11 protein-coding genes are annotated in these 15,723 nt (G+C 63.8%); 3 read left to right on the top strand and 8 right to left on the bottom strand.

From position 1 onward, the window contains the following. Window positions 1-47 precede the first annotated feature (47 nt). Window positions 48-1,748 carry an MBL fold metallo-hydrolase gene (locus B2246_RS05630; protein ID WP_060784233.1) on the bottom strand — a complete coding sequence of 567 codons (1,701 nt, stop codon included), beginning with the start codon at window positions 1,746-1,748 and terminating at the stop codon, window positions 48-50. 91 nt (window positions 1,749-1,839) lie between these two features. After that, on the bottom strand, window positions 1,840-4,209 hold the full coding sequence (locus B2246_RS05625) for a DNA polymerase II (RefSeq protein ID WP_286880742.1): 2,370 nt from the start codon (window positions 4,207-4,209) through the stop codon (window positions 1,840-1,842). A gap of 204 nt (window positions 4,210-4,413) precedes the next feature. On the opposite strand from B2246_RS05625, the gene B2246_RS05620 reads away from it, so the two are divergent. Next, window positions 4,414-6,021: a mechanosensitive ion channel family protein gene (locus B2246_RS05620; protein WP_286880741.1), complete on the top strand. Its 1,608-nt coding sequence runs from the start codon at window positions 4,414-4,416 to the stop codon at window positions 6,019-6,021. Window positions 6,022-6,039: 18 nt separating this feature from the next. Here B2246_RS05620 and B2246_RS05615 read toward each other — a convergent pair whose 3' ends face one another. Then, a complete protein-coding gene (locus B2246_RS05615; protein ID WP_286880740.1) occupies window positions 6,040-6,768 on the bottom strand; it encodes an anti-sigma factor in 729 nt (242 codons plus the stop codon). After that, entirely contained in the window at window positions 6,765-7,364 is a 600-nt protein-coding gene (locus tag B2246_RS05610) for an RNA polymerase sigma factor (protein ID WP_286880739.1), read from the bottom strand. The genes B2246_RS05615 and B2246_RS05610 overlap by 4 nt, the downstream gene beginning before the upstream one ends. A 151-nt stretch (window positions 7,365-7,515) precedes the next feature. On the opposite strand from B2246_RS05610, the gene B2246_RS05605 reads away from it, so the two are divergent. Further along, the gene (locus B2246_RS05605) at window positions 7,516-8,145 is read left to right on the top strand and encodes a ferritin-like domain-containing protein (protein ID WP_035882136.1); all 630 of its coding nucleotides are present in this window, start codon (window positions 7,516-7,518) and stop codon (window positions 8,143-8,145) included. Window positions 8,146-8,301: 156 nt separating this feature from the next. On the opposite strand, the gene creD is transcribed toward B2246_RS05605, so the two are convergent. The 4 genes from creD to B2246_RS05585 form a co-directional block, all read right to left on the bottom strand. After that, window positions 8,302-9,717 (bottom strand): cell envelope integrity protein CreD, encoded by a 1,416-nt coding sequence (gene creD / locus B2246_RS05600; protein ID WP_035882137.1) that lies wholly within the window; start codon window positions 9,715-9,717, stop codon window positions 8,302-8,304. 121 nt (window positions 9,718-9,838) lie between these two features. Beyond that, window positions 9,839-11,284: a two-component system sensor histidine kinase CreC gene (creC, locus tag B2246_RS05595; RefSeq protein ID WP_286880738.1), complete on the bottom strand. Its 1,446-nt coding sequence runs from the start codon at window positions 11,282-11,284 to the stop codon at window positions 9,839-9,841. Window positions 11,285-11,302: 18 nt separating this feature from the next. Next, on the bottom strand, window positions 11,303-12,001 hold the full coding sequence (gene creB / locus B2246_RS05590; RefSeq protein ID WP_286880737.1) for a two-component system response regulator CreB: 699 nt from the start codon (window positions 11,999-12,001) through the stop codon (window positions 11,303-11,305). 22 nt (window positions 12,002-12,023) lie between these two features. After that, entirely contained in the window at window positions 12,024-13,136 is a 1,113-nt protein-coding gene (locus tag B2246_RS05585; protein WP_186425368.1) for an NAD(P)/FAD-dependent oxidoreductase, read from the bottom strand. A gap of 332 nt (window positions 13,137-13,468) precedes the next feature. On the opposite strand from B2246_RS05585, the gene B2246_RS05580 reads away from it, so the two are divergent. Beyond that, complete coding sequence (locus B2246_RS05580) at window positions 13,469-14,455, top strand: glutathione S-transferase family protein (protein WP_286880736.1); 987 nt, start codon at window positions 13,469-13,471, stop codon at window positions 14,453-14,455. The last annotated feature ends 1,268 nt before the right edge of the window (window positions 14,456-15,723 follow it).

Raw genomic sequence — 15,723 nt, 5'->3', positions numbered from 1 at the left:
CGATGGTGGCGGTTGTGCGGCGCCGCAGCAAGATGCCTGCCCGGCCGTTACAGCCCGCCAGGCAACAGGTGCCAGATACCTTCCACCTCGCGTGCCAATCCGTCCGCCTCCAGCTTGCGCAGATGTGCCAGCAGCGAGCGTTGGGCGATCGGATGCTTGCCCGGAGGCACGTCGTCGTAGACGCTGGCGAGCAGCGTGGCGAGATCCGTCGGGGCCAGCGCGCGCAGCGCGTTCATGACCTTGGCTTCACGTTGCTGGCGGTGCCGGATCAACAGGCGGATCGCGTCATGCGGCCGGCCCATCAGGAAGCCATGACCGGGGGCAATCCACTCGATGTCTTCATCGAGCAGCGCCCGCAGGGACCCCAGGTATGCACGCATATCGCCATCGGGCGGGTTGATCACGACGGTCGAGCCCTGCATTACGTGGTCGCCCGTGAACAGCGTCTTCTCTTCCTCGAGCAGATAGCAGAGATGGTTCGAGGCATGGCCCGGGGTGTGGACCACGCGCAGCGTCGTCTGGGGCCCAAGGGCGATACGGTCGCCGTGACGTGGCATGTGGTCGGGCGCGAAGGTCGGGTCTTGCCGGTCGGTTGCGGCCGTGACCAGCCCGATGACCGGCGCGCCCGTGGCGGCCCGCAGTCGCACGGCGCCCGGCGAATGGTCCATATGCGTGTGCGTGGCGAAGATCCATTTGACGGGGCCTGGCGCGGCGGCCATGACGGCGTCGAAGTGGGCGGGATCGTCGGGACCCGGGTCGATCACGGCCCAGGTGTTGTCCGCACCGGCCACGAAGTACGTATTGGTGCCCGGCCCGGTCATGACGCTGCCGTTATTGGCCGTCACGCGCCAGACGCGATCGGACAGTTTTACGGCATGGCCCGGCTCCAGCGCATAGCGGCCGTGCCCGGCGCCATCGGGGTCGATGCGGGAGATTTCCGCATACGGTGCCTCTTCCGGCATCACCGGGCGCTGGCCCTTGGGTCCGCTCGCCAGACGTGGCATGACCAGGGGGATGTTGCGCTGCTGCTGCGCGAAATCGAAGCAAGTCTGTGCGTTCTGGAAATGCGCGATCGACTGCAGGATCCTGCGCGTGGCATTGACCAGCGTGAAATTGCTGGCCGGGTCGATAGCCTCGGCCGGACGCAGCCAGCGGTGCTCCACGGCTTCCACACCATCGTGGAGAGCGGTCTGGCCCGAGGGCAGCATGGCCATGAAGAAGCGCGTGTCGAAGCGCTTGGGCAGTCCGGGTGGCGTGAGCCAGTAGGCGCTGTACGCCAGTCGGTCGACGGCCAGCCGCAACCCAAGCATCTCGCAAACGTGCGCCAGCCCCTTGCCACCGTAGCCGGCCGCCTCGCGCAGTTGGCGACGCACGCTTTCCGCCAGGCTGTCGAGTTGCACCAACTGCCCGCGCGTGTCGTAGGCGAACAGCAGGTTGGCTTCCTCGAACGCTTCTCGCACCGCGCATAGGTAGTAGTCGAGCCCGTTCGCCGCGACACTGAGCCGCGCGCTGGCCGCTGAGTCCTCGAGTCCGCTGCACAGGCTGTGCAACGTGGCGTCCTGCGGGTCGAGCGTGCCGCCGGGAAACACGAAGGCGCCGGCGCTGCGATCGTCGTCGCGCTGCGGGCGGCGCATCATCAGCACCTCCATGCCGCGTGTTCCGTCACGCAGTACGAGCATGCTGGCGGCGGCGCGCATGGCCTTGGAACGGGCAACCGGGGAAGTGGGATCGGGGAGGGTGGTGGACATGATGGACTGCGCGGGAAGTCTCTGCGGATTCTTGTTCTAGGTCGCCAAGCATACCTCAGCGAATGTGCCCGGAACCGTGCAACTAGGGAAGTTACTGGGGAAACAGCGTCATTTGCCCGGTCAGCAATGTCTCGAAATCGTCGTCCAGGAACGGCAGGATCGCATCGGCAATCGGCTGCAACTGTCGTGTGACGTAGTGCTCATAGTCGATTGGCGATGCGCGTGTTTCCAGTGGTTCGGGGCCGGCCATCGTCATCAAGTAGCTGATCCAGCCACCGCGCTGGTACTGCCGCGGCCTGCCGTGCAGTACGTTGTACTCGTCGGCGATGCGTGCCGCCCGTACGTGCGGTGGCACGTTGCGCTGGTATTCGTCGAGCTGGCGGCGCAGGCGCTTACGGTAGATCAACTGCTCGTCGAGTTCGCCGGCTAGCGTGCGGCGCACGGTGTCGCGCACATAGTCCCGATAGGGCTCGCGGTTAAAGATCTTCGCGTAGAGCGTCTGCTGGAACTGCTGCGCCAGCGGTGACCAGTCGGTGCGCACGGTTTCCAGGCCCTTGAACACCATCTCGGCCGTGCCGTCGGCGCGCATCACCTGGCCCGCGTAGCGCTTCTTGCTGCCGAGATCGGCGCCACGGATGGTCGGCATCAGGAAGCGCCGGAAATGGGTCTCGAACTGCAGCTCGAGCGCGGACTCCAGGCTGTAGGTCTGCCACAGATGATCTCGCCACCAGTCGTTCACGTAGGCCACCAGGCTGCGGCCGATCTGCGCGGCGTCGGCCTCGGACCGCGCGCGACGCAGCCACACGAACGTGGAGTCGGTGTCGCCGTAGATCACCTCGTAGCCCCGGGCCTCGATAAGCGCGCGCGTCTGGCGCATGATCTCGTGGCCGCGCATCGTGATCGACGACGCCAGTCGTGGGTCGAAGAAGCGGCAGCCGCTGGAGCCCAGCACGCCGTAGAACGCATTCATGATGATCTTGAGCGCCTGCGAGAGCGGCTTGTTCTTGTCTCGCTTGGCGGCTTCGCGGCCTTGCCACACGCGCGCGACGACGGCCGGCAAGCAGTGCTTCGTGCGTGAAAACCGCGCGCCCCGGAAGCCGGGCACCGAGTCGGCGTCGTCTGGGTGGGCCAGACCCTCGACCAGCCCGATCGGGTCGATCAGGAACGTGCGGATGATCGACGGATACAGGCTCTTGTAGTCGAGCACGAGCACCGATTCATAGAGTCCGGGGCGGGAGTCCATGACAAAGCCGCCAGGGCTGGCTTCCGGCGCCTTCTCGCCAAGATTCGGCGCGACGTAGCCTTGCCGATGCATCAGCGGCATGTAGAGATGCGTGAAAGCCGCGACCGAACCGCCGCTGCGGTCCGCCGGCAGGCCGGTCACCGTCGCGCGTTCCAGCAGGAAGGAGAGCAGTTCCGTTCTCTCGAAAATGCGTGTGACCAGCTCGCAGTCTCGGAGGTTGTAGCGGGCCAAGGCCGGCTTGTCCTCGGCGAACATCCGGTCGATCGCATCCATGCGGTCGTACGGGTTGTCGATCGCCTTGCCTTCGCCCAGCAGCGTCCGGGCCACGGATTCGAGACTGAACGACGGGAAGTTCCAGGTGGCCGAGCGAAGGGCCTCGATGCCGTCGATGATCAGCCGGCCCGCCGCTGCCGCGAAGTAGTGCTGCTGCTGGTTGTGCTCGCGCCACTCCAGTTCCGCGCCGCCACGACCCAGGCGCAACGGAATCTGGTACTGGTGCGCGTGCTCACGCAGCACACGCAGGTCGAACTGCACCAGATTCCAGCCGATGATCGCGTCGGGATCGTGGCGAGCCAGCCAGTCATTGAGCGCCTCCAGCAGCAGAGGACGGGTTGCGCGGTATTCCAGCGCGAAGTCGATATCCGCTGCCGGTTGCGCGGGGGTGGGGCCCAGCATGTAGACCTGCCGCTCGCCACAGCCCTCCAGCGCGATGGAATAGAGTTCGCCGAAGGCATTGGTTTCGATGTCGAGCGAGACCAGGCGCAGCTTGGGCCGGTAGTCGGCCGCCGGCTTCATCTGGGCATCGCGCAGCACGCCATCCGCCCCGGGCTGGCCGTCGAACCAGACCGGGGCGGTAATGAACCGCTCCATCAGATAGCGCTCGGGCGGGCGGACGTCGGCCTCGTAGACGCTGACGCCTGCGTCGCGGAGCGCCTTTTCAATCCGCATGAGCTGGCGGTGCTGGTCGCAGTAGATCCCTATCACCGGGCGTCGCTGGAAGTCCTGCAAGTTCAGCGGGCGGAACTCGACATCGCGCTCGCCACGCAGCAGCGCCTCGGCCGTCTCGCGTTGCGCGGCCGGTATGAACGCCGTGGATGGCTGCCGGGGCAGGCGCAGTCGGCGCGGGCCCTCATCGGTGGCGAGCCAGAACTCGACTTCCGTGCCTGCGGGCGTGTCGCGCCAGTGTCGGGTCAGGAGAAAACCCTGCTGTAGTGCCAACTTCGAAACCTTCGGGGGCCTGTATCTGGCGGGAATTCTAGCGGACGGACCGAACTTAAATCACAACACGAATGATTTCACTTGCCTGAGGCGTCAAACGTGGGTGATATCGGCGATTGTGAACGGCTAGGCGGATGCATGGAGATGATGGATTCACTGATACCACGGGGAGCGAAGCGAAGCAGCCGCGGCAGGTCCGCCGCCGTGTCATGGATCGCGCTGCTGTGGTGGCTGACCATGCCTTTCGCCACGTGGGCTGCCGAGGCGCCCACGTCACCTGCGGCACCGCCCGCCGATCTGGTGCTGATGAACCTGCCGGTGGTGACGCTTCGCGCGGAACTTGGAGGCACGCCCCCCGCGGTGCGGGTCGCCCGCGCGCAGGAACGGTTCGACAAGCTTGACCGGCGCGAGCTTGGCGAACCCGTGACTCAATTGTCGGGCCGACTGGGCAACGTTTCGGGCGTGGCAGTGCAGGTCGGTAACCGCATCCTGTTCTCGGTCGTCGATGGCGATCTGGACCCCGAACAGCCAGGGCAGACCGTGGAGTCCGTGGCTGCCACGGCCGCCGCGCAACTCCAGACTGCGCTCGATGCCCGCCGCGACCAGTTGCACTGGCCCACCATCCTGCGTGGCACAGGCTACTCGCTGGCTGCGCTGCTGCTCCTGCTAGGCCTGTTGTGGTCCATCGCGCGCGGCCGCCGTCGGCTTGATCTGATGCTCCGCCGCGCGCTGGAGTCACGCTTGCGCACGCGGACGTCGGGTCGTTTCGACTGGTCCGGCGCACTGCTGCAGCTTGCCAACAGCATCGCGCAGATCGTCGGCGCGGCGCTGATCGCGCTACTCATCTTCCTGTGGCTCGATTTCGCGCTCGAACAGTTCCCGCTGACCCGACCGCTGGGCCAGCGCATGGGGGCGTTCCTGCTTGGCCTGCTGGGGCATGTCGGCACGTCGATGCTAGACGCCGTCCCGGGGTTGGTGACCGTGGCGGTCATCCTGCTTATCACACGCGCCGTGCACAAGCTGGTGGTCGCGATCTTTATTGCGGTGCAGCGAGGCCAGGTCACGGTGCCCGGCATGCACCCGGAGACCGCCGGCGCAACGCGGCGCATCGCGTCGACCGTGGTCTGGGCGCTGGGGCTGACGTTTGCGTATCCGTACATTCCGGGCTCGCAGAGCGATGTATTCAAGGGCCTGTCGGTACTGTTCGGGTTCATGGTGACGCTGGGATCGGCGAATATCGTCAACCAGATCATGAGCGGCATGGTGCTGGTGTATTCGCGCGCGCTCCGGCGCGGCGACATGGTCGATATCGGCGGCACGATCGGCACCGTGACGTCACTGGATTCGCTGTCGGTCAAGATCGTCAACGTGCGGCGCGAGGAAGTGACGCTGCCGAACGCGGTGGTGGTCGGCAGCGCGATCCACAATTACTCTCGCCGGGGTGGTTCGGAAGCGAATATGGGCGCGCTGGTCTCCACGTCGGTCACCATTGGCTATGACGCGCCTTGGCGCCAGATCCACGGCATGTTGATCCGCGCGGCCGCCACCGTGCCGGGGCTCGGCAACAATCCGCCCCCTTACGTGCTTCAGCGTGGTCTGCAGGACTTCTACGTCGAATACGAACTGTTCTGTTCGATTGACGACCCGCGGCGGCGCTTCGAGCTCCTATCGGTCCTGCACGCGGCGATCCAGGACGAGTTCAATCGCAACGGGGTACAGATCATGTCGCCGCACTACATGGACCAGCCCCCCGCGCCCGTGGTGGTATCGCCAGACAATCAGTACGCAGCGCCAGGCGTGGAGAAGACGTAACCGTAGTCCCTCAGCACGTCAGCGCGGGGATTTCAGCAAGGCGCCGTGGAACACGACTGGCCCGCTCGGTCCATCCGGATTGGTGGACCCCCCGAGTGGCTCGATGCTGACCGCCAGGGTCGGCACGTTGGCGGGCAGCGTGGCCAGCGGCAGGCGAACCTGGCGCGCGCGGCCAATCACGCCCAGCGATTGAGGCTTGCCATCCACGGGGAGCGCCCAAAGCTGGAGGACCTGCTGGTTTGTCAGCTTCAGGTCGTCGAGCCTGCGAACCACCAGGGCGGGGCCAGTTGGATCCCAACTGACCAGCATGGCAGCCCGGGATTGTTGCGACTGCAGCAAGGCAACCACTGTGGAGGGACTGGGCCGTCGCTCGGGCCCGAGGCCTATGGTGGCAATAACGGCGATCAGCGCGATGACCGTCATCGCCGCCGTGGCGCCACGCCAGAAGCTCGCGGCCTGCCAGACATGACGCCAGCCAGTCGTGCGTGTCGGCTGTGCCTCGGGGGGATCGGCCTTCCAGCCTAGCCGTCGCTCGATGCCGCACCAGACGGCTTCTACGGGAACGGCCCGCGCCTGCAGTTCGGCCACCCCAGCCAATCGTGCCTGCCAATGGGCAATCGCCACGCGCACGGCGGGTTCCTGGCGCGCCATTTGCTCCATGCGGCGGCGCGCGCCACCGCGCAGCACGCCCAATGCGTACTGGGCGGCCATGCGGTCGAGCAGGTCAGGGTGGCGCGCAAGATTCATGGCGTGGCCTCCAGGCAGGCGCGCAGCTTCTCCAGACCACGGCGGATCCACGATTTGATCGTGCCCAGCGGCACGCGCAGCCGCGCGGCCAGTTCGGCATGGCTGAGGTCCTGCAGGTAAGCCAGCACTACCGCCTCGCGTTGCGGGCCGTCCAGGCGCTGCAGGCAACGGTTCAGCGCGCGGGCCTGTTCGCTGGCCTGCGCCAGTTCGGCCGGGCCATCGTGTTCGTCTGCGAGATCGGCTTCCGGGGTGTCTTCCAGGGAAGCGGCCGATGCCAGCCGCGCCGTATGCGCCCGGCGCAGGCAGTCGAGCGCCCGGTTGCGCACAATCGTCGTCATCCACGTCATCGGGGCGGCCACTTGCGGTCGGTAATCGGCGGCGTGGTGCCAGATGCTGACAAAACTCTCCTGCACCACGTCCTCCGCCCAGTCACGCCTGCGAGTGATACGCAGCGCGAGCCCGAACAGTTTCGGCACGACTTGATCGTAAAGCGCGCGCAGCGCCAGCCGATCCCCCAACGCCACCCGGCCGAGCAATACATCAAGCCCCGTGGACGTATCGGGCGATGAAGAAGGAGGTTCCGGGGACAGGGCCACGCGGCGCTCCAGGCGGATGGGGTTGGCCGGATTATAGGCAGCGGGGAGTCAGCGGTGCATCCGCCGGGTGGATGGCTGCGTATAAGCCGATAACGCACGGGCAATGTGCTTCGCCCGCTAGCGCTCATCGCCCAAATCAAGGAGGGTTCCCATGAAAACCAAGCCTGACCTGTCTTTGCCGTTCGCCGGCGCCACCTGCGACGCCGGCGACGCCGACCTTGCTCCCGATCTGGTCCGCCGCGGCTGGCTCAAGGCACCGGGCGCATTCGCACTCGGGTCGCTGGCCGTGATGTCGCTTGGCGAGGCCATGCCCGCCTGGGGGCAAACGCATTCCACCAGCACAAAAGACGACATCAATATCCTCAACACGGCACTTGGCCTGGAATACCAAGCGATCGCTGCTTACCAGGTGGGCGCCGAAAGCGGGCTGCTGCAAAAGCCGGTGCTCGACACCGCCGTCAAGTTCCAGACGCACCACAAGGCCCATGCGGATGTGCTGGCCAACACGGTGATGAAGCTGGGCGGCACGCCGGTCAAGACCCGGAAGGCCAGCGAATACAACTTCCCGGCTGCGGATCTGAAAACCCAGGCCGATGTCCTGCGTTTCGCAGCCGGGCTGGAGAAGGGTGCTACTGCTGCCTACCTGGGCGTACTGCCGAGTTTCCACAACCGGGAACTTGCCAAATCCGCCGGCAGCATCCTTGGTGATGAGGCCATGCACTGGGCGGTTCTGCTGAGCGTGCTGGGCGAGGACCCGGTGCCGGGGGCGTTCGTGGGTTGACGAGGGAGCGGGAGTGAGTGGCCCGACCCAGCCATAGGCTGGGCGAGCCATCACACTTAATGGGGCGGAGGAACCGTCGCGGGGAATAGCGCGGTGCACCTCCTGATTGGGTACAGGCGGCCTGGACACTACTGAGCCACGCGCCTGTTATTACTTTTATCCTTCGCCCCCGTCTTTCTCCGAGATGGATTGCATATCCCCGTTGTACCAATCCACGCGACGTGTCACCGTCATAATGCTGGCCAGCACCAGGAAGAGCAGGGTCGAACCCAGCAGTAGCGCGTTGTCCTCGGAAACCAGAATGCCGTACAGCGCGCCATACAGCGCAGCAATCAACGCCGCGAAACTCGCGCCTCGGCGCCAGCTGTGGAGGACGAATGTCAGATAGAAGGCGAGCAGTCCGATGCAGGCGGCACTCGCGGCCAGATAGGCGAACAGGAATGTCACGTGCTCGGAAAGGCTGACGAGCATGAGGAAGAACAGGGTCAGCGCCAGTCCAACCAGCAGGTACTGGATCGGATGAATCCGCAGGCGCTTGATCTGCTCGAATACATAGAAGCCGGCGAAGGTCAGCAGTACGAACAACAGCCCATACTTGATGGCACGCTCGACGCGTACATAGCCGTTGACCGGGTCAATCAGCGTGACGGAGATGGACTCCGCCGCGTTCGCCGGGGCCGTCACGGATGGTTGTGTACGCTCGCCATTCTCTATGGGCAGAAGGCGTTCTCGCACGTGGGTGTTGAGCGCGCTGACCGACCATTCGGCGCGAAAGCCACTGGCGTCCACCGTGCGCTGGCGTGGCAGGAAGTCGCCATCGAAACTTGGGTGCGGCCATGCGGATCGCATACTGAACGTATTCATGTCCGCGACCGGCGCGAACGCGATGGAACGGCTTCCAAGCAAGGAAAGCGTGAGCGAGAACGGCACGACGCGCGCGTCGGCGGGCTTGCCGGCCGCACCGCGGAGGTCGAGGTCCGCATGGAGCCCCTGGCCCAACCCATTGAGTTGCGCGCCTTGCTCCATTTCCAGCGACTTTCCGGCGAGTTGCATGACCGGCGCCGCAGCAAGGCCACGCATGTCGGACACGCCCAGTGCCACGAACGGCTCGCCCAGTTCGAAGCGGACATGCCCGGCGGATTTCTCGAATGCAGTGGCCGCCTTCAGGTCAGGCAAGGCGAAGGTGCCCGTCCACTGGCTCGCCGCCTCATAAACAATCGCCTTGTGGATGCCTCGGTACCGTTCGCTGGGCTTGATCTCGGTTTGAACCTGGAGGGACTTCGGGAAGACCAGCAACTGTCGCGTGACCTCCCGGTACTGCGTCTGTGTTTTGCGGCCCTTGGCATCCTTTGCCTCGGATTCCACGAGGACTTCCTTGTAAGGCAGGACGATGATCGGGCCATTCAAGGTTTGCGGGCCGGCATAACTACGCCAGATGCTTTGCTCGGCGGACTCCTGGAGCTGGCTGCGCTCCTCCACTAGATTGAAGACCATCTGCAGGGCGGCCCACAGCACCAGGATCAGGCCCGCCGCGACCAGAATCTTGTAGGGATACGAGCGAAAGTTTTTCATGACTGTCTTGCGAGTGAAGATGCAGCAAGACTAGCGATCGCGGGTGAGGAGGGCGTGTGGTTGGCGTGAAGCCGTTGTGAAGGCTGCGCTCCGTCTTTCGCGTTACGTCATGTGTTGCGCGTCATGCGGAGATGGGCAGGACCATCACGGCGCTGGCGCCACCGCCCTCTCTGTTGGTAACGGTAGCGCTGCCGTGGTGCAGCAGGGCAACTTCGCGAACCAGACATAGGCCAAGCCCGGTGCTGCGCTCGCCGCCACCGGGGCGGGGCAGGGAATAGAAGCGCTCGAACAGCCGCGAAAGCGCGTACTCGGGGATGCCGGGCCCTCGGTCCTCGATCCTGAGCATGATCTGATCCTGATGGGGTCCGGGTTCCAGCACCACGTCGACGTCGGTCCCCGGCGGCGCGAAATCCAGGGCATTCTCGATCAGGTTGACGATTGCCTGCCGCAGCAGGAACACGTCGCCGGAGACGTCGAAGGATTGTCCCTGCGCCGCTGGCTGCCAATGCAGGCTTACGCCGCGTTGGCGCGCCCGTGGCTCAAGAGACGCAAGAATATGCTCGATCTCCTGCGCCAGCCGCACGGGTTCGCGCTTCTCCAGACGCTGGCGTTGTTCGACTTCGGCGAGTGCCAGAAGCTTGCGGATCAACAGATCGAGCCGTTGTGCCTGATTGCGGATATTGCCGAGAAAGCGCTGGCGGTCTGCCGTCGGCATGTCCTCCTGAAGCAGTTCCGCCGCGCCGCCGATGGCCGCGAGCGGGCTCTTCATTTCGTGCGTCAGCGTGTGGATATAGTGCTCAACGTACTGCTTGTCTTCCAGTCGCACACGCATGGTTTCCACCGCTCGGCCGAGTTCCGCGAGTTCGCTGGCGCCGCGCAAGGGCATCTCGGCGCGCTCGCCGGCCGCTACGGCCCGCGCATAGCGCTGCAGCTTGCGCAGCCCGTGCACGAGCCAGAGCGTGCAAACCAGGCCGATGACCGCGGCGCCGCCGATCAGCAACAGCCCGTACATCAGGATAGTGCGCTGACTGCGCGCGATGAACGGTGCCACGGTCTGGTTCGGCTTGGCCACGGTCAGCACGCCGATGATCCGTTCGCCGTCGCGGATCGGGGCCGCCACATACATGACCGTGCTGCTGTCATCGTTGGGGTCGGAGGGCGTGCTGCGAGCGCCATACTTGCCCTGCAGGGTCAGGTAGACATCGTTCCACCGGGAGTAGTCTTGCCCGACCGCCGCGCCGGACGAGTCGAAGCGGACGATGCCACGATCATCGGTGATGTAGATGCGGTAACCGACGGCACCCTTGTGCATCCCCCACACGCTGGCTTCGACGGGCTGCTCATGCAGCCGCGCCAGACGATTCGCCAAATTGCCGTCGGCGAGATGACCGCTCTTGAAATCGTCGGTGGCCAACACGGCGAGGACGTTGGCGGTGTCCACGAGGGTATCCTCCATGGCCTGACGCACGCCAGGTTTCACTTCCTGGACAAACACGCGCAAGGTCAGGAACGCTGCCAGCCCGACGATAAGGAAGAAGCCAAAGAAGATGCGCAGGCCGATATGCATGGAATGCCCTTATCTTCCTTATCGTGATTCGAGTGAATAGCCCATGCCGCGATGGGTCCGGATCGGGTCGCCAGCGGGGTCGATCTCGCGGAGCTTGGCTCGGAGCGTCTTGACGTGCGTGTCGACGGTACGATCGACCGTATCGAGCGAATCGTGCCAGACCAGATCCATGAGCTGTGAGCGGGCGAAGATGCGCCCTGGGTGTTGCACCAGAAGCGCCAGAAGGCGGTACTCATAACGGGTGAGGTCTAGCCAACGGCCTCGATAGGCCAGGCGGGCGCCGTCAGTGTCATGGACGAAATTGGCTTCCTCCTGGACCGTCAGCGATGGGTGGGGGGAGTCGCCGGCGCCCTTGGCGCGACGGAGGATCACACGGACACGAGCGGCAAGCTCACGCGGCGAAAATGGCTTTACCACGTAGTCATCCGCGCCAATTTCGAGCCCGACGATGCGATCGATCTCCTCGTGCCGGGCCGTCAGGAAGATGACGGGAACGTCCGAAAACGTCCGCATCGAGCGGCAGACCTCGAAGCCGCTGATATCGGGCAGCCCAACGTCGAGGATAACGAGATCGGGGCGTCGTGATCGCACGCGATCCAATGCTTCACTCCCCAGCGTGCAAGTCTCGACCTGCATACCTTCCGTGCGTAGGGCGTACAGAATCGTGTCCGCAATGGCTGATTCATCTTCCACCACAAGTACGGCTGGCTGTTTCATCACACAAGTCTCGCTATCAGGTTCAAATCTTTGCCGCGACGCCGCGTTTATGGAAATAGATGCGTTCCGCGGCCCATCGCAAAGGCGCCGAATGCAACAGGACATCGAACGCCCAATCCGACTGGAAATGGTCGAACGCCCAACGTAGCACCCGCTTGGTCCGAAAACGCGGCGCGCTCTGTTCGGCCACTTGCTCTGGCGTTGCGGCGCCGGTCTGAAGGTGCGCCGCGATGGCCCGCCCGACGGCTTCGCCATGCCGCCACGCCGCGTGAATGCCGCCGGCCGTCACCGGCGACACGATACCAGCCGCATCGCCCGTCAGCAGTACGCCATCCCGGGCCAACGGGTATACCGGCCCGCCACAGGGTATCAGGCCGGCACGGGTAGTGGTCGGCGCCGCGTCCTCCGGCACACCGAGCAGGTGCCGGACACGCCGAAGAAAACCGTCGATATCCGGCGCCGCCCGACGCCGTGGCGCATGGCGCAGCGCCAGGCCAGCTTGCACACCGGTGGGATTTTGGGCCACCCAACCGATATACCCAGGCGCGAAGTGCTTGCTGGCGAAGCAATGCAGGGCATCTGGATCGGAGAGTTGCAGGCCGGCAAACTCGTATTCGACGCCGTAGAGAAAGGCGTGACCTTGCCCGAGTCCGGCGATCTGGGCCACCCTTGACCTCGCGCCGTCGGCACCTACCAGGTACCGCGTGCGGCCGACGCCCGGCACGGACCATCCGGCACCGGATCGTGCCGCTTGACTGAAAGAGGTGTCGAGACGCAGGTCGACCCCGTGATCCACCAGTTCCGAGGCCAGCCAGCGCATCAGATTCGGTGTATCGGTGGTGAGAAAGTAGTAGCCGGGCGCCGCCAACGCGAGGCTGCGCAACGCCGGCGAATAGAGGCGAACCTTCTCGATGCGTCGCACGCAATCGGCAGGAGCGCGGCCGAGCCATGTCTGCTCGGCCGCCTCCTTGACCAGGATGCCAGTGGTGTGAAGCTTGCTCCCGGGGTCCGTCTTCCGCTCGAGCACCACCACGCGCAATCCCGCACGTGCCGCAGCCAGCGCGCAGGCGGCGCCTGCAAAGCTTGCGCCGACGACTACCACGTCATGGTCAAAATCCTGGGTTCGCGTCGCCATCTCGGTTCCTTCTTGGTGATTGGATGGCAGGGAGTATTTAGCGCGTGGGTGAAGGCAGGATGAGGTGAAGGTGAAGGGGGGAGGGTGCCGGGCACTTGGCACGAATTTGTAAGAGCGATTCGGTCAATGAGGCTTGGCAGGCCGATATCTGACTCTGTCGCGTTCAAATGAAGTAGTTGGGGCGGCTGGCCGGCCTCGTCCCGCACCCAGATGACTGCAGCCCTGATCGGCATACGCAAGACATGGCAGGTCGTCATGTGGAGCACAATGCAATCTCAACGCGATGCGTCAGGCAAAGCAAGGTGCGGCGGTAAAACGGCAAGGGGCGATCAATGGGACTCCTGGTGAATGGTGAATGGCAGGACAGGTGGTATGACACTACCTCCACCGGTGGCCGTTTCGTGCGTAAGGATGCGGCTTTCCGCAACTGGGTCACATGCGATGGCACGGCGGGACCCACTGGTATAGGTGGATTCCGCGCGGAGCCGGGCCGCTACCACCTCTATGTCAGTCTGGCTTGCCCTTGGGCACACCGGACACTGATCATGCGTCAACTCAAGGGGTTGGAGGACATGATCAGCCTTTCGGTCGTGCACTGGCTAATGCGCGAGGAGGGCTGGACCTTTGCCGACGGCCCTGGGGTGATACCAGACTCCGTCAGTGGCGCGCGCGTGCTGCATCAGGTCTACACATTGGCCAACCCAAAGTACACCGGCCGGGTGACCGTGCCTGTGCTGTGGGACAGGCAGCAGGCCACGATCGTCAGCAATGAATCGTCGGAAATCATCCGTATGATGAACAGCGCATTCGACGGGCTTGGGGCGAGGCCGGGGGATTACTACCCGCTTGATCTGCGCGCGCAGATCGATGCCGTCAACGCGCGGATCTACGACACCGTCAACAACGGTGTGTACAAGGCAGGTTTCGCCACCTCTCAGGCGGCCTACGAGGAAAGCGTGCGGTCGTTGTTCGATACGCTGGACTGGCTGGAGGCACATCTTTCCCAGCAGCGCTGGTTGGTCGGAAACCGCTTTACCGAAGCCGATATCCGGCTCTTCACCACACTGATCCGTTTCGACGCCGTGTACGTAGGGCACTTCAAGTGCAACCTGCGCCGAATCGTCGACTATCCGGCCTTGTCAGCCTATTTGCGGGATTTCTACCAACGGCCAGGCATTGCGGACACGGTCGATTTTCTGCACATCAAGGGCCACTACTATGAGAGCCATCGGATGCTGAACCCCACGGGGATCGTGCCGATGGGTCCAATGCTTGATTTGTCCTCGCCGCATGGGCGAGAGCGGTTGGGGCAGGACTGACCGTTTGCTTTTGGCCGGCGCTTGTTCGGGCATACGGCAGTGTGCGCGGGAACTTTGCGCATGCGCAAGCTCATTTCTGATGGCTCAGATTCGACGACCGACATTGGTAAGGGGGGGCGGCATGCTGGTCTCCCGCAATTGGTTTTCTGTGAGTTTCGTTTATCGTGTTGCTATTGCGATAAGAAAACTTATCGCAATGATGTCGCTAAGCGACAAACCAAAAGCCGACAAAGCTGGCGCAGGATCTGGGCGCCTCTCAGCCAATCGGTGTTGGTTCTTCGGCAGAAAGAGTGGTCTCCTACACGCCTGCGGAAACGCCGAAGTCGTATGGCCGCCCTTGGCCGGTACCCTTTTCCTTGCCGCCTGTGATAGTGGCGGTGGCGATCCTGGTAGCTACGTTGTTACAACGAACTCCTGTCTCCCGCCATGTCCGTCCAGCAGAGCACAATGGATGACCGTTGGCGTTGCGTACGGTATTCGAAGCAACTCATTAGATTCTTGTAACTCCGGTGTTACGGGTGACGAAGATGGGCTGGTTGCTCGCGCAGATGTACGAGGCGGTACTGGTGGGGGCGCCGGGGAGAGTTGCAGCGGGCCATGCTGCTGCAGGTGCTCTACAGCATTCGCTCTGAGCGCTAACTCATGGAGCAGATGCAGCAAAGCGGAGTAAGTCGATGCAGCGACGTCCGGTTTCCGGACTGTGAAATGCAGTACTCCCAGTCCTCATTGCCAACGCGATGAGGACCTTGGCAGCCATGTCAAGGAAGGTTTGCGCAACGCGAACTCACACAGATTTTGGGCGCATGGCGCCGGCCTGATCGTGCCCTACGCCTATTTTGCGATTGAGAGCTGTTCCCCTCCGCGTGTAACCGCATTTTTTCCATATAGCTGATATCGCGACGCTACGCGCCGGATCTCGTGGGGCTGCAATGCAACGCAATCTTGCTATCCACAAGTGAGCTGCCGAGACTGCCACGATGTGAATCGCGCCACTTTGACATCCAGGGGCGGAGTGGCCTGCTTCCGACGACTGGGCGAGGGCGCACGCCACTAGCAATAGCCGCTCCGCCCGCCTGGCTTAGGCTCGCCGCTTTTTATAGCGACAGAACCCGCTCAACTAAGCCATATCTACTGAGATTATTAGAAATTTAGGCAATGGCCTATAGAAGAAAATAGTAGATTGGCTACGATCACTCCATTCGAAACATTGTCATCTATTCGATGTGACATTTGTTTTTATAGCCAAATGACCTTGCCCCTGTTCCACG

Origin of the sequence: Cupriavidus sp. UBA2010, from assembly GCF_002335265.1 — a bacterium.
GTDB lineage: Bacteria > Pseudomonadota > Gammaproteobacteria > Burkholderiales > Burkholderiaceae > Cupriavidus > Cupriavidus metallidurans.
Note: the sequence above shows the minus strand (reverse complement) of the source record. Positions and strands in the feature narration are given on the sequence as shown.